General features: G+C 60.1%; 23 protein-coding genes and 1 riboswitch. Of the genes, 12 read left to right on the top strand and 11 right to left on the bottom strand.

Features of this window, described 5'->3' with window-relative positions; translation table 11 throughout:
• Nucleotides 1-266 precede the first annotated feature (266 nt).
• Nucleotides 267-818 carry a cytochrome b gene (locus tag BK667_RS29255; protein ID WP_123514731.1) on the top strand — a complete coding sequence of 184 codons (552 nt, stop codon included), beginning with the start codon at nt 267-269 and terminating at the stop codon, nt 816-818.
• 31 nt (nt 819-849) lie between these two features.
• Nucleotides 850-1,443 carry a YceI family protein gene (locus BK667_RS29250; protein WP_123514733.1) on the top strand — a complete coding sequence of 198 codons (594 nt, stop codon included), beginning with the start codon at nt 850-852 and terminating at the stop codon, nt 1,441-1,443.
• 227 nt (nt 1,444-1,670) lie between these two features.
• Here BK667_RS29250 and rhlE2 read toward each other — a convergent pair whose 3' ends face one another.
• The 4 genes from rhlE2 to ahcY all read right to left on the bottom strand — a co-directional run bounded on the left by rhlE2 (nt 1,671) and on the right by ahcY (nt 7,207).
• Nucleotides 1,671-3,563, bottom strand: coding sequence for an RNA helicase RhlE2 (rhlE2, locus tag BK667_RS29245; protein WP_123599647.1), 1,893 nt, complete (start codon nt 3,561-3,563; stop codon nt 1,671-1,673).
• Between the two features lie 223 nt (nt 3,564-3,786).
• The gene (locus tag BK667_RS29240) at nt 3,787-4,602 is read right to left on the bottom strand and encodes a substrate-binding periplasmic protein (RefSeq protein WP_123514737.1); all 816 of its coding nucleotides are present in this window, start codon (nt 4,600-4,602) and stop codon (nt 3,787-3,789) included.
• Between the two features lie 168 nt (nt 4,603-4,770).
• Complete coding sequence (gene metF, locus BK667_RS29235; RefSeq protein ID WP_123599646.1) at nt 4,771-5,616, bottom strand: methylenetetrahydrofolate reductase [NAD(P)H]; 846 nt, start codon at nt 5,614-5,616, stop codon at nt 4,771-4,773.
• 181 nt (nt 5,617-5,797) lie between these two features.
• A complete protein-coding gene (ahcY, locus tag BK667_RS29230; RefSeq protein WP_123514741.1) occupies nt 5,798-7,207 on the bottom strand; it encodes an adenosylhomocysteinase in 1,410 nt (469 codons plus the stop codon).
• A gap of 23 nt (nt 7,208-7,230) precedes the next feature.
• Nucleotides 7,231-7,332: riboswitch (S-adenosyl-L-homocysteine riboswitch) on the bottom strand.
• Nucleotides 7,333-7,520: 188 nt separating this feature from the next.
• Here ahcY and BK667_RS29225 point away from each other — a divergent pair.
• The gene (locus BK667_RS29225; RefSeq protein WP_123514743.1) at nt 7,521-7,925 is read left to right on the top strand and encodes an acyl-CoA thioesterase; all 405 of its coding nucleotides are present in this window, start codon (nt 7,521-7,523) and stop codon (nt 7,923-7,925) included.
• Nucleotides 7,926-8,105: 180 nt separating this feature from the next.
• Nucleotides 8,106-8,993 (top strand): formate/nitrite transporter family protein, encoded by an 888-nt coding sequence (locus BK667_RS29220; protein WP_123599645.1) that lies wholly within the window; start codon nt 8,106-8,108, stop codon nt 8,991-8,993.
• Here BK667_RS29220 and BK667_RS29215 read toward each other — a convergent pair whose 3' ends face one another.
• Nucleotides 8,994-10,259, bottom strand: a complete 1,266-nt coding sequence (locus BK667_RS29215; RefSeq protein ID WP_123514747.1) for a cation:proton antiporter — start codon at nt 10,257-10,259, stop codon at nt 8,994-8,996. It abuts the gene before it with no gap.
• A 413-nt stretch (nt 10,260-10,672) separates the two neighbouring features.
• Nucleotides 10,673-11,842, bottom strand: a complete 1,170-nt coding sequence (locus BK667_RS29210; RefSeq protein ID WP_123599644.1) for an MFS transporter — start codon at nt 11,840-11,842, stop codon at nt 10,673-10,675.
• A 323-nt stretch (nt 11,843-12,165) separates the two neighbouring features.
• On the opposite strand from BK667_RS29210, the gene BK667_RS29205 reads away from it, so the two are divergent.
• Together BK667_RS29205 and BK667_RS29200 are read left to right on the top strand one after the other, a co-directional pair.
• A complete protein-coding gene (locus BK667_RS29205; protein WP_123514751.1) occupies nt 12,166-12,999 on the top strand; it encodes an EamA family transporter in 834 nt (277 codons plus the stop codon).
• 41 nt (nt 13,000-13,040) lie between these two features.
• The gene (locus BK667_RS29200; RefSeq protein WP_123514753.1) at nt 13,041-13,424 is read left to right on the top strand and encodes an MAPEG family protein; all 384 of its coding nucleotides are present in this window, start codon (nt 13,041-13,043) and stop codon (nt 13,422-13,424) included.
• Between the two features lie 120 nt (nt 13,425-13,544).
• On the opposite strand, the gene mltA is transcribed toward BK667_RS29200, so the two are convergent.
• Nucleotides 13,545-14,723: a murein transglycosylase A gene (mltA, locus tag BK667_RS29195; protein ID WP_123599643.1), complete on the bottom strand. Its 1,179-nt coding sequence runs from the start codon at nt 14,721-14,723 to the stop codon at nt 13,545-13,547.
• A gap of 128 nt (nt 14,724-14,851) precedes the next feature.
• Between mltA and BK667_RS29190 the strand changes: the two genes are divergently transcribed.
• On the top strand, nt 14,852-15,301 hold the full coding sequence (locus tag BK667_RS29190) for a c-type cytochrome (RefSeq protein WP_123514757.1): 450 nt from the start codon (nt 14,852-14,854) through the stop codon (nt 15,299-15,301).
• 75 nt (nt 15,302-15,376) lie between these two features.
• On the opposite strand, the gene BK667_RS29185 is transcribed toward BK667_RS29190, so the two are convergent.
• The 4 genes from BK667_RS29185 to BK667_RS29170 all read right to left on the bottom strand — a co-directional run bounded on the left by BK667_RS29185 (nt 15,377) and on the right by BK667_RS29170 (nt 20,003).
• Nucleotides 15,377-15,772, bottom strand: a complete 396-nt coding sequence (locus BK667_RS29185; protein WP_123599642.1) for a DUF1090 domain-containing protein — start codon at nt 15,770-15,772, stop codon at nt 15,377-15,379.
• A 99-nt stretch (nt 15,773-15,871) separates the two neighbouring features.
• Nucleotides 15,872-17,545, bottom strand: a complete 1,674-nt coding sequence (gene ligB, locus BK667_RS29180; protein WP_123599641.1) for an NAD-dependent DNA ligase LigB — start codon at nt 17,543-17,545, stop codon at nt 15,872-15,874.
• A gap of 253 nt (nt 17,546-17,798) precedes the next feature.
• Nucleotides 17,799-18,989, bottom strand: coding sequence for a methionine adenosyltransferase (metK, locus tag BK667_RS29175; RefSeq protein WP_123599640.1), 1,191 nt, complete (start codon nt 18,987-18,989; stop codon nt 17,799-17,801).
• Nucleotides 18,990-19,007: 18 nt separating this feature from the next.
• Nucleotides 19,008-20,003: an ArsR/SmtB family transcription factor gene (locus BK667_RS29170; RefSeq protein WP_123514765.1), complete on the bottom strand. Its 996-nt coding sequence runs from the start codon at nt 20,001-20,003 to the stop codon at nt 19,008-19,010.
• A gap of 273 nt (nt 20,004-20,276) precedes the next feature.
• Here BK667_RS29170 and tkt point away from each other — a divergent pair, with 273 nt between their 5' ends.
• The 5 genes from tkt to BK667_RS29145 all read left to right on the top strand — a co-directional run bounded on the left by tkt (nt 20,277) and on the right by BK667_RS29145 (nt 25,318).
• A complete protein-coding gene (tkt, locus tag BK667_RS29165; protein ID WP_123599639.1) occupies nt 20,277-22,274 on the top strand; it encodes a transketolase in 1,998 nt (665 codons plus the stop codon).
• Nucleotides 22,275-22,424: 150 nt separating this feature from the next.
• Nucleotides 22,425-23,489 (top strand): erythrose-4-phosphate dehydrogenase, encoded by a 1,065-nt coding sequence (epd, locus tag BK667_RS29160; protein WP_123599638.1) that lies wholly within the window; start codon nt 22,425-22,427, stop codon nt 23,487-23,489.
• Between the two features lie 17 nt (nt 23,490-23,506).
• Entirely contained in the window at nt 23,507-24,670 is a 1,164-nt protein-coding gene (locus BK667_RS29155) for a phosphoglycerate kinase (RefSeq protein WP_033060390.1), read from the top strand.
• Between the two features lie 34 nt (nt 24,671-24,704).
• Nucleotides 24,705-24,929, top strand: coding sequence for a hypothetical protein (locus tag BK667_RS29150; RefSeq protein ID WP_123514771.1), 225 nt, complete (start codon nt 24,705-24,707; stop codon nt 24,927-24,929).
• Between the two features lie 56 nt (nt 24,930-24,985).
• The gene (locus BK667_RS29145) at nt 24,986-25,318 is read left to right on the top strand and encodes an MliC family protein (RefSeq protein ID WP_123514773.1); all 333 of its coding nucleotides are present in this window, start codon (nt 24,986-24,988) and stop codon (nt 25,316-25,318) included.
• The last annotated feature ends 103 nt before the right edge of the window (nt 25,319-25,421 follow it).

Below are 25,421 nucleotides of genomic sequence, written 5' to 3'. Positions count from 1 at the left end.
GTGCATCGGGCGTTAGGGTGAAACAGGTGTAAACCTATTTCAGGACTAGACACCGAAGAAAACTATCAAGTTTCGAATAAACCTTGGGGCGCAGGTGTTCTCTGGGTGGGCTACCTGTTTTTTTCCATATTGGCGTCTTTAATCTTTCCTTAACGCATCCCCAAGAGACTCTTGATCGTATTTCTCGATATTTCAAAGCGAAATTTTCCGCTTTAAATCGATAGATAACTCGATAGTCTTGGGCCAGCACTTACAGGGACTTGGCAATGCAACTACGAAACTCTACTGCTCGCTACGGCTGGGTCAGCATCTTCATGCACTGGGGCGTAGCGCTGGCGGTGTTCGGGATGTTCGCCCTGGGTCTGTGGATGGTCGGTCTCGGCTATTACGATCCTTGGCGCAAGGCAGGGCCGGATATCCACAAGAGTATTGGCCTGATCCTGCTGGCGTTGATGGTGTTTCGTGTGGTGTGGCGCCTTATCAGCCCACCGCCACCGACGTTGACCAGCTACAGCCGCATGACGCGCCTGGGTGCCAAGTTCGGGCATGCTTTTCTGTATCTCTGTCTGTTCGCTGTGATGATTGCCGGTTACCTGATTTCCACCGCAGAAGGTGTCGGGATTCCGGTGTTTGACTGGTTTGAAGTGCCTGCACTGGTTTCCGGGCTACCGGATCAGGCAGATACCGCGGGTGCGATTCATCTGTACTTGGCGTGGGCGCTGGTAATTTTTTCCGGCCTTCATGCGTTGGCAGCATTGAAGCACCACTTTATTGACCGTGATGTGACCCTCAAGCGAATGCTCGGTCGCAAAGCCTGAAATTCAACCTCGACTTCAAAGGAAATAAAGCATGTTGAAAAAGACTCTCGCCGCTCTGGCAATCGGTTCGGCCCTGCTGTCCGCTAACGTAATGGCTGCTGACTACACCGTCGACAAGACTGGCCAGCACGCTTTCGTTGACTTCAAGATCAGCCACTTGGGCTACAGCTACATCACCGGTACCTTCAAGGATATCGACGGCAAGTTCAGCTTCGACGCTGCCAAGCCAGAAGACAGCAAGATCGAGTTCAACGTGAACACCGCCAGCGTTTTCACCAACAACGCTGAACGCGACAAGCACATCTCCAGCAAAGACTTCCTGAAAGTAGCTGATTTCCCTACAGCCACGTTCGTGTCCACCAGCGTTAAAACCACCGGCAAAAACGCCGACGGTAAAGTCACTGCCGACGTGGCTGGCAACCTGACTATTGCTGGTGTCAGCAAACCAGTTGTGGTCAAGGCCACGTTCCTGGGTGAAGGCAAGGATCCATGGGGCGGCTACCGTGCCGGCTTCGAAGGCACCACCAGCATCAAGCGTTCTGATTTCGGCAAGATGATGGACCTGGGTCCACAGTCTGATGCTGTTGAGCTGTACATCACGTTTGAAGGTGTCAAAGCGAAGTAACTTTCGCCGCTTCAACAAAAACGCCCCCGATCTCGCGGTCGGGGGCGTTTTTTATGGCAGACACATTCCCCTGTAGGAGCAAGGCTTGCCCGCGATGGGATCACCTTGGTTTCTGTGGTGTGGCGTACGCCGTCATCGCGAGCAAGCTTTGCTCCTACAGGTTTGTGGTGCGCATAAAAAATGCCCCGGATCGTGAGATCCGGGGCATTTTTGGTTACTTCAGAAAATCAGCGATTGCGGGTCAGCAATGCTGGTTTCTCGCCGCGTGGGCGGCCTGGCAGTTGATCCAGTTGCTCAGGCGTCGGGAACCGATCGGTTTTCGACTCTTTATGGATGATCTTCGGTGCCGGGCCACGCGGGTTTTGCACGGCCGGTTCCGAACGAGGTTGGTCGTCGGTACGGGCCGGGCGGCGGTTGCGGGACTCTTCGCGACGGGCCTGACCGTCACGTGGGGCACCGTTGCGTGGGCCGCTGCGCTTGGCTGGCGGGGTACCGGTCGTGGCGCCATCGCTGGCGCGTGGACCGCTTTGGCGACCCTGAGGCTTGCCGCCGGTACGTGGAGCACCAGCACCAGCACCTGCGCCAGTTGCCGCGCCTTGTGCCGGAGCACCCGGACGACGACCACGGCCCTGGGCCGGTTTGGCTTGCGGCACGTAGTCAACGCGGTTACCGAAGTTATCCACGTCGTCGTCGAGGAACTCGTCCGGAGCACGATCAGCCGCCGCAGCGCGTGGCGCCGGACGCTGTTGTTCGCGAGCCGGGGTGCCTTCGCGCGGCTTGTGCTCACGGGCCGGGCGATCGCCACGGCCAGTGGCAGCCGGTTTTTCCTTGCCGCCCTTGTCCTTGCCTTTGTCTTTACGACCGCCGCCACCGCCAGTGCCGGTCGGACCGTCGCCGCGCGGGCCACGTGGGTTGCGCGGGTTACGCACATCCGGACGCTCGCGAACTTCAGGTTTCTCGGCTTCTACAGCGCTGGAGTCGAAGCCCATCAGGTTGCCGTCGGCAATCTTCTGCTTGGTCATGCGCTCGATGCTTTTCAGCAGTTTTTCTTCGTCCGGGGCAACCAGCGAGATCGCCTCGCCCGAACGACCGGCACGGCCAGTACGGCCGATACGGTGCACGTAATCTTCGTCGACGTTCGGCAGTTCGAAGTTGACCACGTGTGGCAACTGGTCGATGTCGAGGCCGCGAGCGGCGATGTCGGTGGCGACCAGAATGCGCACTTCACCGGCCTTGAAGTCGGCAAGGGCTTTGGTGCGCGCGTTCTGGCTCTTGTTACCGTGGATGGCGACGGCGCTCAGGCCGTGTTTGTCCAGGTACTCGGCCAGGCGGTTGGCGCCGTGCTTGGTGCGGGTAAAGACCAGAACCTGTTCCCAGGCACCAGCGGTAATCAAATGCGCCAGCAGCGAACGCTTGTGGCTTGCGGCCAGGCGGAACACACGCTGTTCGATACGCTCGACCGTGGTGTTCGGCGGCGTGACTTCGATGCGTTCCGGGTTGTGCAGCAGTTTGCCGGCGAGGTCGGTGATGTCTTTGGAGAACGTCGCCGAGAACAGCAGGTTCTGGCGTTTGCTCGGCAGACGGGCGAGGACCTTTTTCACGTCATGGACAAAGCCCATGTCGAGCATGCGGTCGGCTTCGTCCAGCACGAGGATTTCCACGTGGGACAAATCGACGCTGCCTTGGCCGGCGAGGTCGAGCAGGCGGCCAGGGCAGGCCACCAGCACGTCAACACCGCGGGACATGGCCTGAACCTGTGGGTTCATGCCGACGCCGCCGAAGATGCAGGCACTGACAAACTTCAGGTCACGGGCATAGACCTTGAAGCTTTCATGGACCTGAGCCGCGAGTTCGCGAGTAGGGGTCAGGACCAGTACGCGTGGTTGGCGCGGGCCGTGACGCTGGGATTTGTCCGGGTGACCGTTGGGGAACAACCGCTCCAGAATCGGAAGGGCGAAGCCGCCGGTTTTACCAGTACCTGTCTGTGCCGCGACCATCAGGTCGCGACCTTGCAACACGGCGGGGATAGCCCGCTGTTGCACCGGAGTAGGCTCGGTATAGCCCGCTGCCTCGATGGCGCGGACTAAAGCCTCGGAGAGACCGAGGGAAGCAAAGGACATGAGTAATCCTGTTTTAGTTAGGGCTTGGCCCAATGGGAGTCTTGCCTGGCGCGAATGGCGTTTAAGAGGAACGCAATCCCGTCCGGTCCTGCTGGGTTTCGAAGGCTCGTCTGGAGCGCTCGCGCGGGCTGAAAAGCTGCGCTGTAGCGGGGTCGAGATGCCTTGAACGATTCCGAGCGTCCGGGCGTGAGCCTGGCGGGAAGGCCGGAGTATAACAGAGCAATCACCGCGCGCCGCTTTCCTGCTGCTCAACGGTTTTTCCGCCCGTGGCGGAAGCGCTTTTCGCCTGCACGACCGGGGCCGGACTCGCGCCATAGCGGGCGCTCAGTTCAGCATACGCGGGCTCACGCTTGAAACGCTTGAGCTCGGCACCGAAGCGCTGCACCAGCAAATCCATGCCGGCGTTGCGCCGAACCGCCAGAAACTGGCTCTGATGGCTGATGATTGTCGGGTTTTCGGTGATCTGATCGCGGATTTTCAGCTCATCCAGCAAATGCTGGCCGACCCGGCGATCAGTAATCAACAGGTCGATGCGCCCGCGCAGCAGTTTGCCGAAGTTGGCTTCATGGGTCGGCGCAGGCTCGCGGGTAAACAGCGTCGAACCGCTGAAGTCCTCGCTGTACAGATAGCCCGGCGAGGTGCCGATGGTCAGGCCTTTCAGGTCATTGAGCGTGCTGAACGGATGGGGCCGTTCGTTGGCGTAGAACATCACGAACTCGACTTCCGAGAGCGGTTCGCTGGGGTAGAGCAGGGTAGCGTCGCGTTCATCGCTGTGGAAAATATCCAGCGCACCGTCGGCCTGACCGGTGTCGAGCATCGACAGGCAGCGTTTCCATGGCAGGAATTGCCATTCCACTTCGATCCCCAGGCGTTTAAAGACAATCGCGGTGGTTTCGTAGTCCAGGCCCAGGGATTTGCCGTTTTCTTCGTACACGTACGGTGCCCACGGCTCCGTGACAATGCGCAATTTCTCGCCCCGAGCGGCAAAGCTCAGGCAAGTGAAAAGAAGCACGGTCAGTAACTGCGTGATCAAAGGCATGGCTTGAGATTACGACGAGAAACCGCAAAGAGCCAGAAACTGGCCGCAGAAGCTCTGCTTCGGGCTTTAAAAGCAAAAGATCGCAGCGCTCGGAGGCGCGTGGGCGCTGCCGAAGGCTACGATCTTTTGATCTTTCTTGACGCTTTCAGCTTGAAGCTTGTAGCTGCTTCAGCGCGGCAACTTCAGGTTATTCCACACCGCCAAACTCGGCTCAGCCTGGTTCAACGTATAGAAGTGCAACCCTGGCGCGCCACCTTGCAGCAGGCGTTCGCACATCTCGGTGATGACTTGCTCACCAAAGCCTTGAATGCTCTGGGTGTCGTCGCCGTAGGCTTCCAGTTGCTTGCGGATCCAGCGCGGGATTTCCGCACCGCAGGCATCGGAGAAGCGCGCGAGTTTGCTGTAGTTGGTGATCGGCATGATCCCCGGCACGATCGGGATGTTCACGCCCATTGCCCGTACACGCTCGACGAAATAGAAGTAGCTGTCGGCGTTGAAGAAGTACTGGGTGATCGCACTGTCGGCGCCAGCGTTGGCCTTGCGCACGAAGTTGTTCAGATCGTCTTCGAAATTGCGCGCCTGCGGATGCATTTCCGGGTAAGCGGCGACTTCGATGTGGAAATGATCGCCGGTTTCTTCACGAATGAATTCAACCAGGTCGTTGGCGTGGCGCAGTTCACCGCTGGCCATGCCCATGCCCGAAGGCAAATCACCGCGCAGGGCAACGATACGGGTGATGCCGGCAGCCTTGTATTGCGTCAGCAGGCTGCGCAGGTCGTCCTTGCTGTCGCCCACGCAAGACAGATGCGGTGCGGCCGGGACTTTGACTTCGCTTTCAAGCTGCAACACGGTGTTGATGGTGCGATCACGGGTCGAACCGCCAGCGCCATAGGTGCAGGAAAAGAAATCGGGGTTGTACGTTGCCAACTGACGAGCAGTGGCGAGTAGCTTTTCATGCCCAGCATCGGTCTTCGTAGGGAAGAACTCGAAGCTGTAGCGACGGTCTTGGGACATGGTCATATCCTTGGAAACGCGTAAGCCTTGCTTTTGTAGGAGCAAAGCTTGCTCGCGATGAACGCGCCGCGGTATCCAAGGGAAACCGTGGTGATGCTATCGCGAGCAAGCTTTGCTCCTACAGATTTGCGTGGTTTCTGCATGAGTCCGCCCCTGCGAAAGGGGCGGACAGCAGGACCGATCAGTAGCGGTAGGCGTGCGGCTTGAACGGGCCTTCGACGGTCACGCCGATGTAGTCGGCCTGGGTCTTGGTCAGTTGAGTCACGACGCCGCCGAAACCGCGGACCATTTCCAGGGCCACTTCTTCGTCGAGTTTCTTCGGCAGTACTTCAACGGTCAGGCGCTCGGCTTTCTGGGCTGGCGACAGGTCGGCGTACTTTTGACCGAACAGGAAGATCTGCGCCAGCACCTGGTTGGCAAACGAACCGTCCATGATGCGGCTTGGGTGACCGGTGGCGTTACCCAGGTTAACCAGACGGCCTTCGGCCAGCAGGATCAGGTAGTCGTCGTTCTGGGCGTCGAACGCGCCAGGACCGGTACGGTGGATCTTGTGAACCTGTGGCTTCACTTCTTCCCATGCCCAGTTCTTGCGCATGAAAGCGGTGTCGATTTCATTGTCGAAGTGGCCGATGTTGCAGACAACAGCGCGCTTCTTCAGGGCTTTGAGCATGTTCGAGTCGCAAACATTGACGTTGCCGGTGGTGGTCACGATCAGGTCGATCTTGCCCAGCAGCGCTTTGTCGATGGAGGCTTCGGTGCCGGTGTTGATGCCGTCGATGAACGGCGAAACCAGTTCGAAACCGTCCATGCAGGCTTGCATGGCGCAGATCGGGTCAACTTCGGAGACTTTAACAATCATGCCTTCCTGACGCAGGGACTGGGCCGAGCCCTTGCCCACGTCACCGTAACCGATGACCAGCGCTTGCTTGCCGGACAACAGGTGGTCGGTACCGCGCTTGATCGCGTCGTTCAGGCTGTGACGGCAGCCGTACTTGTTGTCGTTCTTGGACTTGGTCACCGAGTCGTTGACGTTGATGGCCGGGATTTTCAGCTCGCCCTTGGCCAGCATGTCCAGCAGGCGGTGAACGCCAGTGGTGGTTTCTTCGGTGACGCCGTGGACGCGGTCCAGGATCGCCGGGTATTTCTTGTGCAGCAGCTCGGTCAGGTCGCCGCCGTCGTCGAGGATCATGTTGGCATCCCATGGCGCGCCATCTTTCAGGATGGTTTGCTCCAGGCACCACTCGTACTCTTCTTCGGTTTCGCCTTTCCAGGCGTAAACCGCGATGCCGGCAGCGGCGATAGCAGCAGCGGCCTGGTCTTGAGTCGAGAAAATGTTGCAGGACGACCAGCGTACTTCGGCACCCAGGGCAACCAGGGTTTCGATCAGCACGGCAGTCTGAATGGTCATGTGGATGCAGCCGAGAATCTTGGCGCCCTTGAGCGGCTGCTCACCGGCGTACTTGCGGCGCAGACCCATCAGGGCAGGCATTTCGGATTCGGCGATGATGGTTTCGCGACGGCCCCAGGCAGCCAGGGACATGTCGGCGACTTTGTAATCGGTAAAATCTGCAGGCGTGATAACAGCGCTCATGATGAGCCTCCATTCGTAATGTATGCGAATGGGCGCCGTTGTGCGTTTAGTGTCCGGTCGATGAGACCAGTCAACGCCCCATCCGAGCCTGACAGGTTTGACCTGCTGCAGCGCCCCTCGGACAGGTGGCGGGAAAACGGTAGTAGCCGTTTTGAAACGGTGGCGATTATAGCTTTCTTTGTCCGGCTAGTGGCAAGTGACAAGCTACAAGCGGCAAGTAACAGCGAATCTGCTTTTACTTGCAGCTTGTCGCTTAAAACTTGAAGCTGGGGGCCGAACCCTATCGCTCAAACGCCTCAAACCCGGAGCCCCCATGAATTTCCACACCCGCAAATGGGTTAAACCCGAAGACCTCAACCCCAACGGCACGCTGTTCGGCGGCAGCCTGTTGCGCTGGATCGACGAAGAAGCGGCGATCTACGCCATCGTCCAACTGGGCAACCAGCGCGTGGTCACCAAGTACATTTCCGAGATCAACTTCGTCAGCGCCTCGCGCCAGGGCGACATCATCGAACTGGGCATCACCGCCACCGAATTCGGCCGCACCTCCATCACCCTGACCTGCGAAGTGCGTAACAAGATCACCCGTAAAAGCATCCTCACGGTCGAGCGCATGGTGTTCGTCAACCTCGGCGAAGACGGCTTGCCGGCGCCCCACGGCCGCACCGAAATCCTCTACGTCAAAGACCAGTTCAAGGATGACGTCGTCGTCGATTGATGATCGTTCCCACGCTCTGCGTGGGAATGCAGCCCGGGACGCTCTGCGTCCCAAAGCGTGACGCAGAGCGTCACAAGAGGCATTCCCACGCAGAGCGTGGGAACGATCTGTGTGGGTCAGTGAACAGCTCCGAACCCCGCGTGTCGTACCTACATGACACGCCACCGGTTCCGGAGCTCCATGGACACTCAAAAAGACGGCAAGACCCCGAACCTCTCGGCTGAAGAACAACACGAAGCCGACCGCAACCAGCCGCCGCGCGCGGCAGTGCTGCACGAAATCATCCGCACCCAGGGCGATCAGGAGTTGGAGCGCAGCGTTGCCGCGCTCTGGTGGTCGGCCCTCGCTGCCGGCCTGACCATGGGCCTGTCGTTGATGGCCATGGGTCTGCTCAACTCGCGGCTGCCGGACGGCGAAGGCTTCAAGGTGATCGCCAGTTTCGGCTACTGCGCCGGTTTCCTCGCGGTGATCCTGGCGCGCCAGCAGCTGTTCACCGAAAACACCCTGACGGCCGTGCTGCCGATCATGACCAAACCCACGCTGAACAATTTCGGGCGACTGCTGCGCCTGTGGGGCGTTGTGCTGTTCGGCAACCTGTGCGGCACGTTGCTGGTGGCTTACGTGATGCTGCACCTGCCGATTTTCGACAGCAAGACCGACCTGGCCTTCCTCGACATCGGGCGCAAGATCATGGAAAACAGTGCCAGTCAGATGTTCGCCAAAGGCATCATTTCCGGCTGGATGATCGCCACCATGGTCTGGATGATTCCGTCCATGGAGAGCGCCAAGATGTGGATCATCATCCTCATCACCTACCTGATGGCGCTGGGGGATTTCACCCACATCGTCGTCGGTTCGGCGGAAGTCTCGTACCTGGTGTTTGCCGGCGAGTTGCCGTGGAAGGATTTCTGGCTGGTGTTCGCCGGGCCGACGCTGGCGGGCAACATCATTGGCGGCAGTTTCATCTTTGCGCTGATCAGCCATGCGCAGGTGCGCAGTGAAAGCAGCACGCCGAACAAGGCTGCGGATCAGCCCGGGAAGCCTGACCCGCAGAAGATCAAAAAATGATCAGTGATGTTCAGCCTGTGCCGTTGGCGCAGGCTCATCCTTGGTCACGTGCTTGACCAGTTTGCCGATGCTCAAGCCCTGCAACAGGATCGACGACAACACCACGATGTAGGTGATGCTCAAGATCAGATCCCGCTCCGGGCCCAGCGGCAAGGCCAGGGCCAGCGCCACCGAAACGCCGCCGCGCAAACCACCCCAGGTCAGGATCCGGATCGTCCCGCGCGGCACCGTGCGCCAGCGCCGCAGCAACAGGATGGCCGGGGCCACGGTCAGCAGGCGCGACAGCAGAATAGCCAACGCCAGCAAACTCGCGGCCAGTACATGCAGCCAGTTGAATGGCAGCAGCAACAGTTCCATGCCGATCAGCGCGAACAGCAGGGCGTTGAGCATGTCGTCGAGCAGTTCCCAGAAACCGTCCAGGTACTTGCGCGTCATGTCGTTCATCGCCAGGTTGCGACCCAGGTTCCCGATGATCAGCCCGGCGACCACCATCGCAATCGGTGCGGACACGTGCAGCTCCGAGGCCATGGCCGAACCGCCGATCACCAGCGCCAGGGTCAGCATCACTTCGATCTGATGCTGCTCGATGCTCTTGATCATCAGGTACACCAAATAGCCGATCAGCCCGCCGAACACCACGCCACCAATCGCTTCGTGGGCGAACAGCATGGCCGTGGCGCCGACGGTCGGGGTTTCGCCCAATTGCGCGATGCCCAACAACACGGTGAACACCACCACCGCTGTGCCGTCGTTGAACAGCGACTCGCCGACGATGGTGGTTTTCAGCGGCTTGGACGCATTGGCCGTCCGCAGCACGCCGAGTACCGCGATCGGGTCGGTGGGGGAGATCAGTGCTCCGAACAGCAGGCAATAGAGGAAACTCACGTGCCAGCCGAACAGGGCAAAAATGTAGTAAGCGAGGCTGCCGATCACCGCCGTGGCGATCAACACACCGAAGGTCGCCAACAGGCCGATGGGCCAGCGGTAACTGCGCAGGTCGTTCAGGTTGACGTGCAGGGCGCCGGCGAACAGCAGGAAGGACAGCATCCAGTTCATCAGCAGATCGCCGAAATCGATCTGGCCGATCAGCTGTTGAATGCGCTCTTCGAGGCCGGGGTAGCCGATGAAGCTCAGGCCTTGTAGCAGCAGGGAAAACATCAGCGCGGTGACCATCACGCCGATGGTCGGGGGCAGGCCGATGAAGCGGAAATTCACGTAGGTGAGCAGGGAGGTCAGGCAGATAAACGCAGCGACAAGTTCAAGCATCCGGGGTCCTTTGGATGGGGAGTGGAGTGGGCACGATGCGGGTCGTGCTTGGGTTTGATGTGTTGGGTTGGGGGGAGGGCACAGGTTGTGTGGTTTGAGATTGATGTTGAGATCAATGGCCACCCCTCACCCCAGCCCTCTCCCCAAGGGGGAGAGGGGGAAAGGGAGCAGATCTCCATGCTTTTCAAAACCTGAGTTCGACTCAGAACTTTCAGGTCGATGTAACTCGAAAGAACACCTCGGTCAGTCCCCTCTCCCCAAGGGGGAAAGGGAGCAGATCTCCATGCTTTTCAAAACCTGAGTTCGACTCAGAACTTTCAGGTCGATGTAACTCGAAAGAACACCTCGGTCAGTCCCCTCTCCCCTCTGGGGAGAGGGTTAGGGTGAGGGGTGGATCCCCTGACACCCACCCATCAGCCGGACACATTGACCGCAGCTGCACCACGACGTTGCAGGTAGATATAGAAAAGCGCCGTCAGCACCGTCAGCCCACTGACCAGCGCCCCAGTCCACGGCAAGTCCGCCAGGTCTGCGCCACTGGCCACCACCAGCCCGCCAATCCACGCACCGGCAGCGTTGCCCAAGTTGAACGCGCTCTGATTCAACGTCGAGCCAAGGTTCGGCGCTTCATGCGCCTGATCGATGATCAGCAGTTGCAGGATCGGGCACAGGGCAAACGCAAAAATCCCCCACAACACCAGCGTAATCGCCGCCGGAATCACCGAATGGCTGGTCTGGCTGAACGCCGCCAGCACCACGACGACAGCCAGCGCCATGCCCACCAGCGAGGGCAGCAAACGGCTGTCCGCCAGCCGACCACCGAGCATGCTGCCCGCCGTCAAACCAACGCCGAACAACAGCAGCATGATGGTCACGCCGTGGGGGCTGACGCCGGTGATGTCTTGCAGGATCGGCGCGATGTAGGTGAAGACGCTGAACAGACTGGTGGACGCCAGTACGCTCATGCCCAACGCGAGCAGCACGTTGACCTTGCCCAAAACCTTGAACTCGCTGGCGAGGTTGGCCTTGTCCATGGCGATGTCTTTCGGTAACCAGACCCACTGGGCAATGGCTGCGATCACGCCAATCACCGACACCGCCCAGAACGTCGAGCGCCAGCCGGCGTATTGGCCGAGCGCGGTGCCCAATGGCACGCCGAGCACGTTGGCCAGGGTCAAACCGGTGAACATCATGGCAATCGCCTGGGCCCGTTTGTTCGGCGCCACCAGACCGGCGGCCACCACCGAGCCGATGCCAAAGAACGCGCCGTGGCACAACGCGGTGACCACCCGCGCGGCCATCAGCGTCGCGTAGTTGGGCGCCAGGGCGCAGAGGATGTTGCCGAGGATGAACATCAGCGTCATGCCCAATAGCGTGGCTTTGCGTGGCATGTTGGCGGTGCCGATCGCCAGGATCGGCGCGCCGAATACCACGCCCAGGGCGTAACCGGTAATCAACAGGCCAGCGTGGGGAATGCTCACGGCGAGGTCGCGGGCGACATCGGGCAGCAAGCCCATGATGACGAATTCAGTGGTGCCGATGCCGAACGCGGCAACAGCGAGGGCAAGCAAGGCGAGTGGCATGCGCAAGGTCTCTGTCGGTAGTCTTGACGCTCGGATCAGGCATACGCAGGCCATCGACCGTTCTCGATGAGAGCGGGCGGGGGCAGAAATTATTGGAATTAGTCTGTGCGCAACTGAGTGCGGCGTGGTCGCTTGCAGTATAAACAGCTGCGGACATATGGCGAATCAATTATCCGCCCCGATTCTTTGTTGGAGCGAGGCTTGCTGTGGGAGCAAAGCTTGCAGTGGGAGCAAAGCTTGCTCGCGATGGCGTCCTTGAGATCGCTATCGCGGGCAAGCCTTGCTCCTACAAGAATCGGGGTGGGCAACAAAAGGAGTAAACCGTGCTTGCAACAGCACTGGTGTTGGTCGCGGCGCTGTTGCACGCGGCGTGGAATACCCTGATCAAATTCAGCGCCGAGCGGCTGCTGGTGGTGGCCTGCATGGACTCGGTGGCGATGCTGTTTGTCGCCGTGATGCTGTCGTTCGTGAGTGTGCCGCCCATTGAAATCTGGCCGTGGATCCTGGCCTCGGCGGCGTTCGAGTTGCTCTATCGCTACCTGCTGATCCAGGCCTATCGGGTCGGCGACCTGGGGTTGGTCTATCCGCTGATGCGTGGCCTGTCGCCGCTGGTGGTGCTGGCGCTGACGCTGATTTTCGCCGGGGAAGTGCTGACCCATCAGCAGATCTTCGGCATTTTGCTGATTCCGTTCGGCATGCTTTGCCTGCTCTGGCAGGGCGGTGGCGGCGCGCGGTTGCCGTGGTCGATGCTGCCGGTGGTGGCGCTGATCGGCCTGTGCATCGGCTGCTACACCTTTATCGACGGTCAGGCGTTACGGCGCTGGTCTCATCCGCTGGACTACTTGGTCTGGGTCACGCTGCTCAGTGCCTGGCCGTTTCCGTTGTTGGCGCTGGTGCGCAAGCGGCCAGCGTTCATGCTGTTCTGGCGTGAGCAGTGGCGACTGGGGCTGGCGGTCGGGTTTTGCGTGTTGTTCAGCTACGCTTTGGTGCTGTGGGCCATGCAGCTGGGCTCGATTGCCGAAGCGGCGGCGCTGCGCGAAATCAGTGTGATCCTGGTGGTGCTGTTCGGTATGCGCTACTTGAAAGAACCTTTCGGCCGGCCACGGCTCTTAGCCTGTGGGTTGGTGCTGATCGGCATCCTGGTGATGAAGTTTTGACCGACCACCGAATTTCTGAAAACTGAAGAAAGGACTGCTTTATGACGGTTGCGCTGTGGTGCGTTTTGATCGCGATTTTCCTGCCTTATGTCTGCACGGCCATCGCCAAGGCCAGTGGCGGGTACAACCTGAAAGACAACCATGATCCCCGGGACTTTCTTGAGTCGCTGAATGGCTTGGGCCGGCGTGCGCATGCGGCGCAGTTGAACAGTTTTGAAGTGATGCCGGCGTTCGCGGTGGCAGTGCTCGCGGCCCACCTGGTGGGCACGGCGCAGTTGGTGACGGTCAACGTGCTGGCGGTGCTGTTTATCACCAGTCGGCTGCTGTACATCATTTGCTACCTGGCGGATTGGGCGATCTTGCGGTCGCTGGTGTGGTTTGTGGGGATGGGGTTGATTGCGAGTTTCTTCTTCGTCTCGATCTGAACGGACAGATTTGATGTTTGTACTGGCCTCATCGCGAGCAAGCTCGCTCCCACAGGGGAATGCATTCCAAATGTGGGAGCGAGCTTGCTCGCGATGGCGATCTAACTGCCAGCAGATATCCTAAGGCTTCACCGCATCAGCCACCTGCGGCACTGTCGGCAACGCTGCACCTTTAGGCCACAACATCCAGATTTGCCCCTGCTGTTTCATATCCCCGGCCAGTTGCCCGGCCGCTTCGCCGGTGCCCCAGAACAGGTCCGCCCGTACTTCGCCGGCAATCGCGCCGCCAGTGTCTTGCGCCGCCACCGGGCGAACCAGTGCGCTGCCATCCGGTTTGGTGGTTGATAACCACAACAGACTGCCCAGCGGAATCACCTTGCGATCCACCGCCGCGCTATAGCCCGCCGTCAGCGGCACGTTCAGCGAGCCGCGAGGCCCTTCGTTGCTGTCCGGGTTTTGGGTGAAAAACACATAGCTGGGGTTGCTGCCGAGCAATTGCGGAATGCGCGACGGATTCGCCTTGGCCCAGGCGCTGATAGCGCCCATGGTCACGTCTTCTTTCTTCAGCTCACCTTGATCCACCAGCCAGCGGCCGATGGGCCGATAGGGGTGGCCGTTCTGGTCGGCATAAGCGATGCGCAGTTGGCGACCACTGTCGAGCTGGATGCGCCCGGAGCCCTGGATTTGCAGGAATTGCAGGTTCATCGGATCGGTCAGCCAGGCAACGACCGGTGCCTTGACCCCTTTGCTCTCGATGGTGGCGGCGTCGTCATACGGCTTGAGTACGCGACCTTCAAGTCGACCGCGCAGACGCTTACCCTTGAGTTCCGGGTAAATGCTGTCCAGGGACACAATGATCATGTCCTCGGGCACGCCGTACACCGGGACATTCGCCACTTCAGTCTGGGTCAGGCTGCCGGGGTACACCGGTTCGTAGTAGCCGGTGATCAGGCCGTTGGGGTTGTCATTGGCGGCGCGCAGGCCGTAGACCTCCAGGTTTTGCTTGAGAAAACCACGGATGTCTCCAGCGGTTTGCGGCACATTGGCAGCCGCTGCGCAGGTCGAGCCCCAGACCGGATCGGCCTTGAGTCGGGTGCAGGCGCTGCGCCAGGAACCGAAACCGGCCACCAGGTCGTTGTCGGATACGGCCGGCAACGCTTCCCAGGTTGCACTGGTGTAAGTGGCCAGGGCGTGGGTTTTCGGGGTGTTGTTTTCGCCGCCGGTGCAGCCTGCGAGCACAGCTACCATCGGAAGGGTCCAGGCCAGGCGGGGACGCCAAGCCTTGAAACGGCTATTCATGGAGTAATTCCTTTGACGGTTGCCTGGGTGCTCCATGCGCCCAAACAACCCTTATTGATAATAGGGCTATTGGTCTTTAACGATGACGCGAGGATACTGGCCGCCGTTCCCCGTGACCTGAAGCCACCATGACTCTTAAAAGACTTTCTGTTGTATTGCTGGCCTGCCTGACCTTGTCCGCCTGCGGCGGTGTCGACCCGAACTCTCCGCTGGGTCAACGCAAGGCGATCTTCAAGCAAATGCTCAAGACCGGCGAAGACCTGGGTGGCATGTTGCGTGGACGCATTCCGTTTGATGGTCCGAAATTCACTGAAGGCGCTACGAAACTCGACGCCTTGTCCCATGAACCATGGAAACATTTCCCGCAGGTGCGCGAAGAAGATCACACCAGCGCCAAGGATAACGTGTGGCAGCAGCAGGCCCGCTTCCAGGAAATGGCCCGCAACCTTGAAAGCGCCACCGGAGAATTGGTGATTGCCAGCCAGGTTCAGCCGTACAAGGCCAGCAACCTGGGGCCGGCGGTGCAGAAGGTTGAAGATGCGTGCAGTGCTTGCCATAAACAGTTTCGGGATCATTGATCGCAGATCAAAAGCGGACGCGGAGCGTCCATGGCTGCATTCCCACGCCGAGCGTGGGAACGATCTTCCTGAAACTTACTTATCCAACTCATCTAGCGCTTCCTGCAATTCCTTGCGGGACTCGGCGAGCTTGTCTTTGCGTTTGTTGATCTTGTCGGGATCGCCTTTTTTCATGGCTTTGTCGAGGTCGGCCTGACGCTTGCTGACTTCATGCTTGGCGTCGAGCACTTTGTTTTCCCGTTCCTTCTTCAAGGAGGCATCGGTGCAGTGGGCGGTGACTTCGTCCAGGGCGGTCTGGAGGCCAGCCTGCTGGTCGGCGTTGCCGTGACTCTTGGCCAATTCGATCTGGTTGACGATGCCCTGTTTCTTGGCGGCGCAGCCGGTCAGTTCCGGGATTTCTTCGGCCGCCATCAGCGGGGTGGCCAACACGCCGCAGAGGGCCAGCAGGGCGAGCGGTGAAAGAAGTTTCATAAAAGCTCCATGCGCAAAGGCAATCGGGTCGATGTGGCAATGGGCTGTTTGAGCGCAGCGCCACCATTGGGTTCCCGGGCTGACAGGCATTGTTGGTGGCTAAAAACCGTCAATCCCCGCAACACGTAATGTTTCGCTCAAGGCCAGGACCTGCGGGTCGCGGAAAAACGCACTTAATTGCGCTGCGCGTCCCGGGCCGATGCCGGCTTCGGCCTGCCATTGTTCATTGCTGCGTTGGGCCAGGGCCTGCCATGAATCGGCGAGCTGTGCCTGACCCGTCGGCGGCAAGCCCAACGCTTTGAGCCAGCGAGCGAAAGGACGTTGCCGGGCACTTTCAAAACTGTTTAAGAGGCGAGCGCTGCTGCGTTCGCCGAAGCCGTCAATGTTAGCAAGCTCTTGGGCGTCGAGGGTCAACCAATCCAGCAGGCTGTTGAGACGACCTGTTGCGAGAAGTTTCTCCCAAGTGCCAGGGCCGACGTGGGGCAGGGCCAGCCCCTGCTTGCCACTGAGCCAGGTCAGCCGCGCGAGAAACTGGCTCTCGCATCCCGCGGTTGGCTGCCAGCAGCTCAAATGATGAAAGTCCGTTGCCAGCGGTGCATTCACTTCAGGGCGTTCGGTGCTGCGCAGCACCACATCATCAAGCCGGGGAATGGTGAGTCCCGCGAGGCTGATGGCGACCTGATCACCGGGGCGAATATCCAGCTGTTCCCAGCGTTGCAGGGAACTGACGCTCACACGCTTGATCTGCCGGTCATCGAGCTGCACCGGCGCAAGATCCAGCACCGGTGTGATCCGCCCGGTTCGACCGATCTTGAAATTGACTTTGCGCACCTCGGCCAGTGCCTGGGCGAAAGGGTATTTCCAGGCGACGCTCCAGTAAGGTGGCCGGGCCTGCCAGCGCTCGGCGGACGGACGCTGATCCTGGCGCAGGACGATGCCGTCGCTGGCGAAGGGCAGTGGGGAGCGATACCAGTGATCCCGCCAGCGTTGTGCGTCGGCGAAGGTGTTGATCGGTTGGCTGTAGGGCTCGGTGGTCGGGAAACCCAATTTATCCAGTGTCGCCACCCGGGCAGGCAGGTTTGCCGGACCTTGGGGCCAGTCCCAGACAAACAGACCAATCCCGGCGGCCTGCTCTGCGCTCAGGGATTTGCGCGCCATCAGCCCGGCCACGGTGGCGCGGGCGTTGAGGCTGCCGGCCTTGGCTTGTACGTGATCGGTCAGGTGCCAATAGAGTTCGCCTTGCACCAGCACATCCAGCGGTTGTGTCAGTTGTTGGGGGATGGCGGCGATCTGCCGTGCAGCGCTCGTCCAGTCCTGGCCGCTCACGCCGTCACCGCGACTGATCGCTTGTTGCAGCAAACCCTTGCGATAAATCAACGACACCGCGACGCCATCGACCTTGGGTTGAATCCACACGTCCTTGCGATCCCGCAGCCAGTGTTCGGCGGCGGGTCCGTCATGGAGCTTTTCCAAACCCGTGTGGACGATGGGATGAGGCACCTTGCCGCCCGCCGTTCGCAGCGGTTCAGGGGAGGGGGCGAGGTTGAAGCAGGTGCGCCATTGTTTCAGCCGGGCTCGGGACTGGTCGTAGAGTTCATCGGCGATGGGTGAGTGGCCGTTACGGTGGTAACTGTCGTCCCAAGAGTCGATTTGCTGTTGAGCAGCGTCGATTTCGACCAATGCCCGAGCGTGCGGCCAGTCGGGGCAATCGGCGGCGCTGGCAGTCAGGGATGTCAGTAGAAGGGCGAAAAACAGGCGCAGGTTGGGGAGCATCGAGAGCGTCCTTGCTCGGGGAGATGTTTGAAGGCTAGGTCAGTATTCGGCGGTGTGAAGGGTGGGTGTTTTGCAGGATGTGGCGGTGGCTGGGATGGCCTCTTCGCGAGCAGGCTCGCTCCCACAGAGGAATGCGGTCAAATGTGGGAGCGAGCCTGCTCGCGAATGCCGCGACTCGGGCCCCAGCGAACGCCCAATAAAAAGCCCCGCACGGCGCGAACCGTGCGGGGCTTTGGGTACCGCCAGGGAAGTCTTACAGGCCGGCAGCAGCGCGCAACGAATCGGCGCGGTCGGTCTTTTCCCAAGTGAACGTGGTGAAGGTGTCTTCGCCCACGGTCTTGGTTTGCGGGGTGCGACCGAAGTGGCCGTACGCAGCAGTTTCCTGGTACATCGGGTGCAGCAGGTCGAGCATGGTGGTGATTGCGTACGGACGCAGGTCGAACACTTCGCGAACCAGTTTGACGATTTTCTCGTCGCTGATTTTGCCGGTGCCGAAGGTGTTCAACGAAATCGAAGTCGGTTGAGCAACACCGATCGCGTAGGAAACCTGAATCTCGCAACGCTCGGCCAGGCCGGCCGCGACGATGTTCTTGGCTACATAACGACCGGCGTAAGCTGCCGAGCGGTCAACCTTCGATGGATCTTTGCCGGAGAACGCGCCGCCACCATGGCGAGCCATGCCGCCGTAGCTGTCGACGATGATCTTGCGACCGGTCAGACCGCAGTCGCCAACCGGGCCGCCGATGATGAACTGGCCAGTCGGGTTGATGTGGAACTGGGTGTCTTTGGTCAGCAGTTCGGCAGGCAGTACGTGCTTGACGATCAGCTCCATCACGCCTTCGCGCAGGTCTTTGTAGGACACTTCAGGGTTGTGCTGGGTCGACAGAACAACGGCGTCGATACCGACAACCTTGCCGCCTTCGTAACGGCAAGTCACTTGCGACTTGGCGTCCGGGCGCAGCCAAGGCAGCAGGCCGGATTTACGGGCTTCGGCTTGGCGCTGAACCAGTTGGTGCGAGAACGTGATCGGGGCTGGCATCAGCACTTCGGTTTCATTGCTGGCGTAGCCGAACATCAGGCCCTGGTCGCCGGCGCCCTGATCTTCAGGCTTGGCACGGTCAACACCCTGGTTGATGTCAGGGGACTGCTTGCCGATGATGTTCATCACACCGCAAGTGGCGCCGTCGAAGCCGACATCGGAGCTGTTGTAGCCGATGTCCAGGATGACGTTACGCACGATCTCTTCAAGATCGACCCAGGCCGACGTGGTGACTTCACCTGCGATGATTGCCACACCGGTTTTGACCAGAGTCTCGCACGCCACACGGGCGAACTTGTCTTCAGCAATGATGGCGTCCAGCACCGCATCGGAAATCTGGTCGGCGATTTTGTCCGGATGCCCTTCAGACACGGACTCGGAGGTGAAGAGGGAGTATTCGCTCATCTCGATGTTTTCCTGAATTTACCGATGGTGAGTGTCGCCAGTCGGCCGCTGAAAATGGCGGACCTGGATCTGGAAACCATTGCGTAAGCCTACATAGAGGCTTTCCCCGGGAACGAGTCCCGCAGCGGTGGCCCAACGGGCCAAATCGTCCTGTTCAAACCCCAACCAGAGATCACCGCAGGCCTCCCTGGCCCAACTCTGGTTGTGGCTACATAACTCTGTCACAAGCAGGCTACCGCCTGGTTGCAGCAAACCGGCCATGTGCTTGAGCGCTTCGGCCGGCGCGGCGAAATGGTGCAGCACCATGTTCAGTACAACGCAATCGGCGGTAAGGCTCACACCATTCAGTGCATCGGCCAATTGCAGGCTGACGTTAGCCAGCCTTTCACGTTCGCAGACCTGACGCGCCAGTTCGAGCATCGCCGCGCTGTTGTCCAGCGCCGTGACCTGGGTGAAGCGTCGCGCCAGTTCCGGCAGAAAACCGCCATCGCCGGGGCCGACTTCAATGGCTGTGGCGCCTTCGCAGAAACTCAGCTTGTCGAGCAGCGCCACCACGCTTTCGCGGTACTGCGGCAGGCCGGCGATCAAGTCCTGCTGGGCGCGAAACTTCTCCGCCACCCGTGAGAAAAAGTCCTGGCTGGCCGCCGCCCGTTGCCCATGGACCTGACCGATCCGCGACTGCACATCGGCAGGCAGGGTCAGGTTATCCACTTCTTCGAGCAACGCGGCATGCAGCTTGCCGCCCAGCAGGTCGGTGTGGGGTAGGGCGCGACGGTAGAAAATCGCATTGCCTTCACGGCGGGTCGCCACCAGGTCGGCCTGGGCCAGGACCTTGAGGTGATGACTCATGCCGGATTGGCCGATGCCAAAAATCTGCGCCAGCTCCAGCACGCCAAACGAATCGTTGGTCAGGGCGCGCAATACATTCAGGCGTAGAGGATCGCCGCCGGCCTTGCACAGGGCCGCCAGCTCATCGCAATCATCATGTTGAATGGAAGGCACGCGTAAATTCATAAGGCCAGCAGTCTAGTGATGGTCAGAAAGCCCCGCAAGAGCAATATCAAAAAGTTTTGATATTGTTCGATAGATGGCACTTCTCAAGGCTCTGTTGTCTCTACAAACGAATAGCAGAAAGGTTTCATCAGTCGAAACCGCCGTTATCCATTGGAAAAACGCCTCCAGATGCTTATCTGTCATTGCCCCGAGGCGGGTCGGTGAGGGAAAATGCTCGCCTTTTTTCCGATTCGTTTTATTCACTCTCGATACAGAACCCGTAGGAGAACAGCGATGCCAAGCCGTCGTGAGCGTGCCAACGCCATTCGTGCCCTCAGCATGGATGCCGTGCAAAAAGCCAACAGCGGCCATCCGGGTGCCCCCATGGGTATGGCGGATATCGCCGAAGTACTGTGGCGTGACTACATGAAGCACAACCCGAGCAATCCATCGTTCGCCGACCGTGACCGCTTCGTGCTGTCCAACGGCCACGGCTCGATGCTGATTTACTCGCTGTTGCACCTGACCGGCTACGACCTGTCGATCGAAGACCTGAAAAACTTCCGTCAGCTGCACAGCCGCACCCCGGGTCACCCGGAGTTCGGCTACACCCCGGGCGTGGAAACCACCACCGGTCCACTGGGCCAAGGCCTGGCCAACGCCGTCGGTTTTGCCCTGGCAGAAAAAGTCCTGGCGGCGCAGTTCAACCGTCCTGGCCACAACATCGTCGACCACCACACCTACGTGTTCCTGGGTGACGGCTGCATGATGGAAGGCATTTCCCACGAAGTCGGCTCCCTGGCCGGTACGTTGGGCTTGGGCAAACTCATCGCTTTCTACGATGACAACGGCATCTCCATCGACGGCGAAGTCGAAGGCTGGTTCACCGATGACACGCCAAAGCGTTTCGAAGCCTACAACTGGCAGGTGATCCGCAACGTCGACGGTCACGACCCTGAAGAAATCAAGATCGCGATCGAGACTGCCCGCAAAAGCGAGCTGCCGACCCTGATCTGCTGCAAGACCACCATCGGTTTCGGTTCGCCGAACAAGCAAGGCAAAGAAGACTGCCACGGCGCCCCGCTGGGTGACGCGGAAATCGCCCTGACCCGCAAGGCACTGAACTGGAATCACGGCCCGTTCGAAATCCCGGCCGACATCTATGCCGAATGGGATGCCAAGGAAAAAGGGCGTGCCGCTGAAGCCGAGTGGGATCAGCGTTTCGCGGCTTACTCCGCAGCGTTCCCGACCGAAGCCAACGAGCTGATCCGTCGTCTGAGCGGCGAACTGCCCGCCGACTTCGCGGAAAAAGCCTCGGCTTACATCGCTGAAGTCGCGGCCAAGGGCGAAACCATCGCCAGCCGTAAAGCCAGCCAGAACGCCCTGAATGCCTACGGCCCGCTGTTGCCTGAACTTCTCGGCGGCTCCGCTGACCTGGCCGGTTCCAACCTGACCCTGTGGAAAGGTTGCAAAGGTGTTTCGGCTGAAGACGCCAGCGGCAACTACATGTACTACGGCGTTCGCGAGTTCGGCATGAGCGCGATCATGAACGGCGTGTCCCTGCACGGCGGTCTGGTGCCTTACGGCGCGACCTTCCTGATGTTCATGGAGTACGCGCGCAACGCGGTACGCATGGCTTCGCTGATGAAGAAACGCGTGGTGTTCGTCTACACCCACGACTCCATCGGTCTGGGCGAAGACGGCCCGACGCACCAGCCGGTCGAGCAACTGACCAGCCTGCGCAGCACGCCGAACCTCAACACCTGGCGTCCAGCCGATGCCGTTGAGTCGGCCGTTTGCTGGAAACTGGCGATCGAGCGCAAGGACGGCCCTTCGGCGCTGATCTTCTCCCGTCAGAACCTGCAGCATCAGGAACGTGATGCTGGTCAGATCGCCGACATCGCCCGCGGCGGTTACGTGTTGAAGGATTGCGCAGGCGAGCCTGAGCTGATCCTGATCTCCACCGGTTCGGAAGTGGGCCTGGCGGTTCAGGCGTACGACAAGCTGACCGAGCAAGGTCGCAAGGTTCGCGTCGTTTCGATGCCGTGCACCAGCGTGTTCGATGCTCAGGACGCCGGTTACAAGCAAGAAGTCCTGCCGTTGCAAGTCAGCGCCCGTATCGCCATCGAAGCCGCCCATGCGGACTACTGGTACAAGTACGTGGGCCTGGAAGGCCGCGTCATCGGCATGACCACCTACGGCGAGTCGGCGCCTGCGCCAGCCTTGTTCGAAGAGTTCGGCTTCACCCTGGAAAACATCCTGGGTCAGGCTGAAGAGCTGCTGGAAGACTAAGTCCAGGTGATGTATTGCCTGTTCTGACGCCATCGCGGGCAAGCCTTGCTCCTACAGATCAATGCGATCCGTAGGAGCAAGGCTTGCCCGCGATGACAATGGAACATTCAACGCAAAACCGACGGATTCACCACGGTAATCGAGAACCCCATGCCCCAACCGCGTCCCTACAAAGTTGCACTCAACGGCTACGGCCGGATTGGTCGTTGCGTCTTGCGTGCGTTGTTTGAGCGAGGCTCGACGGCTGGGTTTGAAATTGTCGCGATCAACGATCTGGCTGACATGGCCAGCATTGAATACCTGACACGTTTCGACTCCACTCACGGGCGTTTTCCCGGTGAAGTACGGGTTGAAGACGATTGTCTGCATATTAATGGCGACTGCGTGAAGGTCCTGCGCAGTGCCACCCCCGAAGGCATCGATTGGGCGTCCCTGGGCGTCGATCTGGTGCTGGAGTGCTCCGGCGCTTACCACACCCGTGAAGACGGCCAGCGGTTCCTCGATGCGGGCGCGCCACGGGTGCTGTTTTCCCAGCCGATGGCCAGCGAGGCGGATGTCGACGCCACCATCGTCTATGGCGTGAATCAGGATTGCCTGACCGGCGACGAGCTGCTGGTGTCCAACGCGTCCTGCACCACCAACTGCGGCGTGCCGCTGTTGCGTCTGCTGGATCAGGCCATTGGTCTGGAATACGTATCGATCACCACCATCCACTCGGCGATGAACGATCAACCGGTGATCGACGCCTATCACCATGAAGACCTGCGCCGCACCCGTTCGGCGTTCCAGTCGGTGATCCCGGTGTCCACTGGTCTGGCGCGGGGCATCGAACGCCTGCTGCCGGAACTTGCCGGGCGAATTCAGGCCAAAGCCGTACGGGTGCCGACGGTGAACGTGTCGTGTCTCGACATTACGATGCAAACCGTAAGCGACACCGACGCCACCGAGGTCAACCGGATTCTGCGCGAGGCGGCCACCAGCGGTCCGCTCAAAGGCTTGCTGGCCTACACTGAGCTTCCCCACGCAAGCTGTGATTTTAATCATGACCCACATTCGGCCATCGTCGATGCCAGTCAGACCCGCGTTTCCGGCCCTCGGCTGGTGAACATCCTGGCCTGGTTCGACAACGAATGGGGGTTTGCCAACCGAATGCTGGACGTTGCAGAACACTATCTGCAAATAGCTGCTCCACTTTCTGTCACTAAAAAACAGTAACTCAGGAATTGCGACCCATGACCGTGTTGAAGATGACCGACCTCGATCTGCAAGGTAAGCGCGTACTGATCCGCGAAGACCTCAACGTCCCAGTCAAGGACGGTGTTGTCACCAGCGATGCGCGTATCCTGGCTTCGCTGCCGACCATCAAGCTGGCCCTGGAAAAAGGCGCGGCCGTGATGGTCTGCTCGCACCTTGGGCGTCCGACCGAAGGCGAATTCTCGGCCGAGAACAGCCTCAAGCCAGTCGCTGACTACCTGAGCAAGGCCCTGGGCCGCGAAGTGCCGCTGGTGGCCGATTATTTGGGCGGCGTGGACGTGAAGGCCGGCGACATCGTGCTGTTCGAAAACGTACGCTTCAACAAAGGCGAGAAAAAGAACGCTGACGAACTGGCCCAGCAATACGCCGCCCTGTGCGACGTGTTCGTGATGGACGCCTTCGGCACCGCTCACCGCGCCGAGGGTTCGACCCACGGCGTGGCCAAGTTCGCCAAAGTCGCCGCCGCTGGCCCGTTGCTGGCTGCTGAACTGGACGCACTGGGCAAAGCCCTCGGCGCTCCGGCCCAGCCAATGGCCGCCATCGTTGCCGGCTCCAAGGTGTCGACCAAACTCGACGTGCTCAACAGTCTGAGCCAGATCTGCAACCAGTTGATCGTCGGTGGCGGTATCGCCAACACCTTCCTGGCGGCTGCCGGTCACCCGGTCGGCAAGTCCCTGTACGAACCGGACCTGCTGGACACCGCCCGCGCCATCGCCGCCAAAGTCAGCGTGCCGCTGCCGGTGGACGTGGTGGTTGCCAAGGAATTCGCTGAAAGCGCCACCGCGACCGTCAAACTGATCGCCGACGTGGCTGCCGACGACATGATCCTGGATATCGGCCCACAGACCGCGGCGAATTTCGCCGAGCTGTTGAAGTCGTCCAAGACCATCCTGTGGAACGGCCCGGTGGGCGTGTTCGAATTCGACCAGTTCGGCAACGGCACCAAAGTCCTGGCCCAGGCCATCGCTGAAAGCTCTGCGTTCTCCATCGCGGGCGGCGGCGACACCTTGGCGGCGATCGATAAGTATGGCGTGGCCGATCAGATCTCCTACATTTCTACCGGTGGCGGCGCGTTCCTCGAATTCGTCGAAGGCAAAGTACTGCCGGCGGTTGAAGTCCTGGAAAGCCGGGCCAAGGCCTGAGATCACTCAAATGACCAGGCAAAGGAGTGTTGACATGGTCAGGGCGATAGCGCTGTTGATCGTCGCGGTTTCGCTGGCGGCTTGCGGGAGTAACCCGAAAGCCAAACCGGAACCCGCGCCGTCTGCGCCGGCTGACAAAGGCTGTTACCAGGCCGACTGGCAGGCCGAAACCAACCCGGTGCTCAACAAACGATCCGGGCCCGATGGCCTGGACAAATACGAGACACAGACCCCGGCCAAGGAACATGGCTGTCCTTGACGGGTCTGACTCTTTACTCAAGGCCGGCGGCGTGCGCCGTCGGTCGAGGAACACGGATGAAAGGTTTTATCGCCGTCATGGCGTTGGCACTGCTGGCAGGTTGCTCGAATTTCAACCTGTTCAACACGTCGGCGCCGACGGACAACTGGACCACCTGGACCTGCGACAGCCAGGCGAAAGTGCTCTGGCGCTACACCGACGACAGCCGCAAGGAAGTCGACGTGCGCCTCGGCGGGGCCGATCAGGTCTACCGCTTGAAGCTTGAACCGGGCGCCGAAGGATCGCTGTACAGCAACGACATGCTGGCGTTTCACGTAAAAGGTGAGGAAGGCCTGGTGTACTGGGTCGCCACCAATGATTTGATTGGCCGCGGTTGTAAAGCGCAGTAATTGATGGCTCGCGCCAAACCCGTAGGAGCAAAGCTTGCTCGCGAAGAGGCCAGCACATTCAACACCTGTGTTGGCCGTTAAACCGCTTTCGCGAGCAAGCTTC

Origin of the sequence: Pseudomonas frederiksbergensis (assembly GCF_003732705.1) — a bacterium.
GTDB classification, from domain to species: domain Bacteria; phylum Pseudomonadota; class Gammaproteobacteria; order Pseudomonadales; family Pseudomonadaceae; genus Aquipseudomonas; species Aquipseudomonas frederiksbergensis_F.
Note: the sequence above shows the minus strand (reverse complement) of the source record. Positions and strands in the feature narration are given on the sequence as shown.

Excerpts from the sequence above, each read along its gene's own strand:
- BK667_RS29150 (WP_123514771.1), top strand. The coding sequence starts at position 24,705 with ATGGTCAGGGCGATAGCGCTGTTGATCGTCGCGGTTTCGCTGGCGGCT.
- tkt (WP_123599639.1), top strand. The coding sequence starts at position 20,277 with ATGCCAAGCCGTCGTGAGCGTGCCAACGCCATTCGTGCCCTCAGCATG.
- BK667_RS29220 (WP_123599645.1), top strand. The coding sequence starts at position 8,106 with ATGGACACTCAAAAAGACGGCAAGACCCCGAACCTCTCGGCTGAAGAA.
- BK667_RS29155 (WP_033060390.1), top strand. The coding sequence starts at position 23,507 with ATGACCGTGTTGAAGATGACCGACCTCGATCTGCAAGGTAAGCGCGTA.
- metK (WP_123599640.1), bottom strand. The coding sequence starts at position 18,989 with ATGAGCGAATACTCCCTCTTCACCTCCGAGTCCGTGTCTGAAGGGCAT.
- rhlE2 (WP_123599647.1), bottom strand. The coding sequence starts at position 3,563 with ATGTCCTTTGCTTCCCTCGGTCTCTCCGAGGCTTTAGTCCGCGCCATC.
- BK667_RS29200 (WP_123514753.1), top strand. The coding sequence starts at position 13,041 with ATGACGGTTGCGCTGTGGTGCGTTTTGATCGCGATTTTCCTGCCTTAT.
- BK667_RS29215 (WP_123514747.1), bottom strand. The coding sequence starts at position 10,259 with ATGCTTGAACTTGTCGCTGCGTTTATCTGCCTGACCTCCCTGCTCACC.
- epd (WP_123599638.1), top strand. The coding sequence starts at position 22,425 with ATGCCCCAACCGCGTCCCTACAAAGTTGCACTCAACGGCTACGGCCGG.
- BK667_RS29190 (WP_123514757.1), top strand. The coding sequence starts at position 14,852 with ATGACTCTTAAAAGACTTTCTGTTGTATTGCTGGCCTGCCTGACCTTG.
- BK667_RS29240 (WP_123514737.1), bottom strand. The coding sequence starts at position 4,602 with ATGCCTTTGATCACGCAGTTACTGACCGTGCTTCTTTTCACTTGCCTG.
- BK667_RS29255 (WP_123514731.1), top strand. The coding sequence starts at position 267 with ATGCAACTACGAAACTCTACTGCTCGCTACGGCTGGGTCAGCATCTTC.
- ahcY (WP_123514741.1), bottom strand. The coding sequence starts at position 7,207 with ATGAGCGCTGTTATCACGCCTGCAGATTTTACCGATTACAAAGTCGCC.
- ligB (WP_123599641.1), bottom strand. The coding sequence starts at position 17,545 with ATGCTCCCCAACCTGCGCCTGTTTTTCGCCCTTCTACTGACATCCCTG.
- BK667_RS29225 (WP_123514743.1), top strand. The coding sequence starts at position 7,521 with ATGAATTTCCACACCCGCAAATGGGTTAAACCCGAAGACCTCAACCCC.
- mltA (WP_123599643.1), bottom strand. The coding sequence starts at position 14,723 with ATGAATAGCCGTTTCAAGGCTTGGCGTCCCCGCCTGGCCTGGACCCTT.
- BK667_RS29145 (WP_123514773.1), top strand. The coding sequence starts at position 24,986 with ATGAAAGGTTTTATCGCCGTCATGGCGTTGGCACTGCTGGCAGGTTGC.
- BK667_RS29250 (WP_123514733.1), top strand. The coding sequence starts at position 850 with ATGTTGAAAAAGACTCTCGCCGCTCTGGCAATCGGTTCGGCCCTGCTG.
- BK667_RS29185 (WP_123599642.1), bottom strand. The coding sequence starts at position 15,772 with ATGAAACTTCTTTCACCGCTCGCCCTGCTGGCCCTCTGCGGCGTGTTG.
- metF (WP_123599646.1), bottom strand. The coding sequence starts at position 5,616 with ATGTCCCAAGACCGTCGCTACAGCTTCGAGTTCTTCCCTACGAAGACC.
- BK667_RS29210 (WP_123599644.1), bottom strand. The coding sequence starts at position 11,842 with ATGCCACTCGCCTTGCTTGCCCTCGCTGTTGCCGCGTTCGGCATCGGC.
- BK667_RS29170 (WP_123514765.1), bottom strand. The coding sequence starts at position 20,003 with ATGAATTTACGCGTGCCTTCCATTCAACATGATGATTGCGATGAGCTG.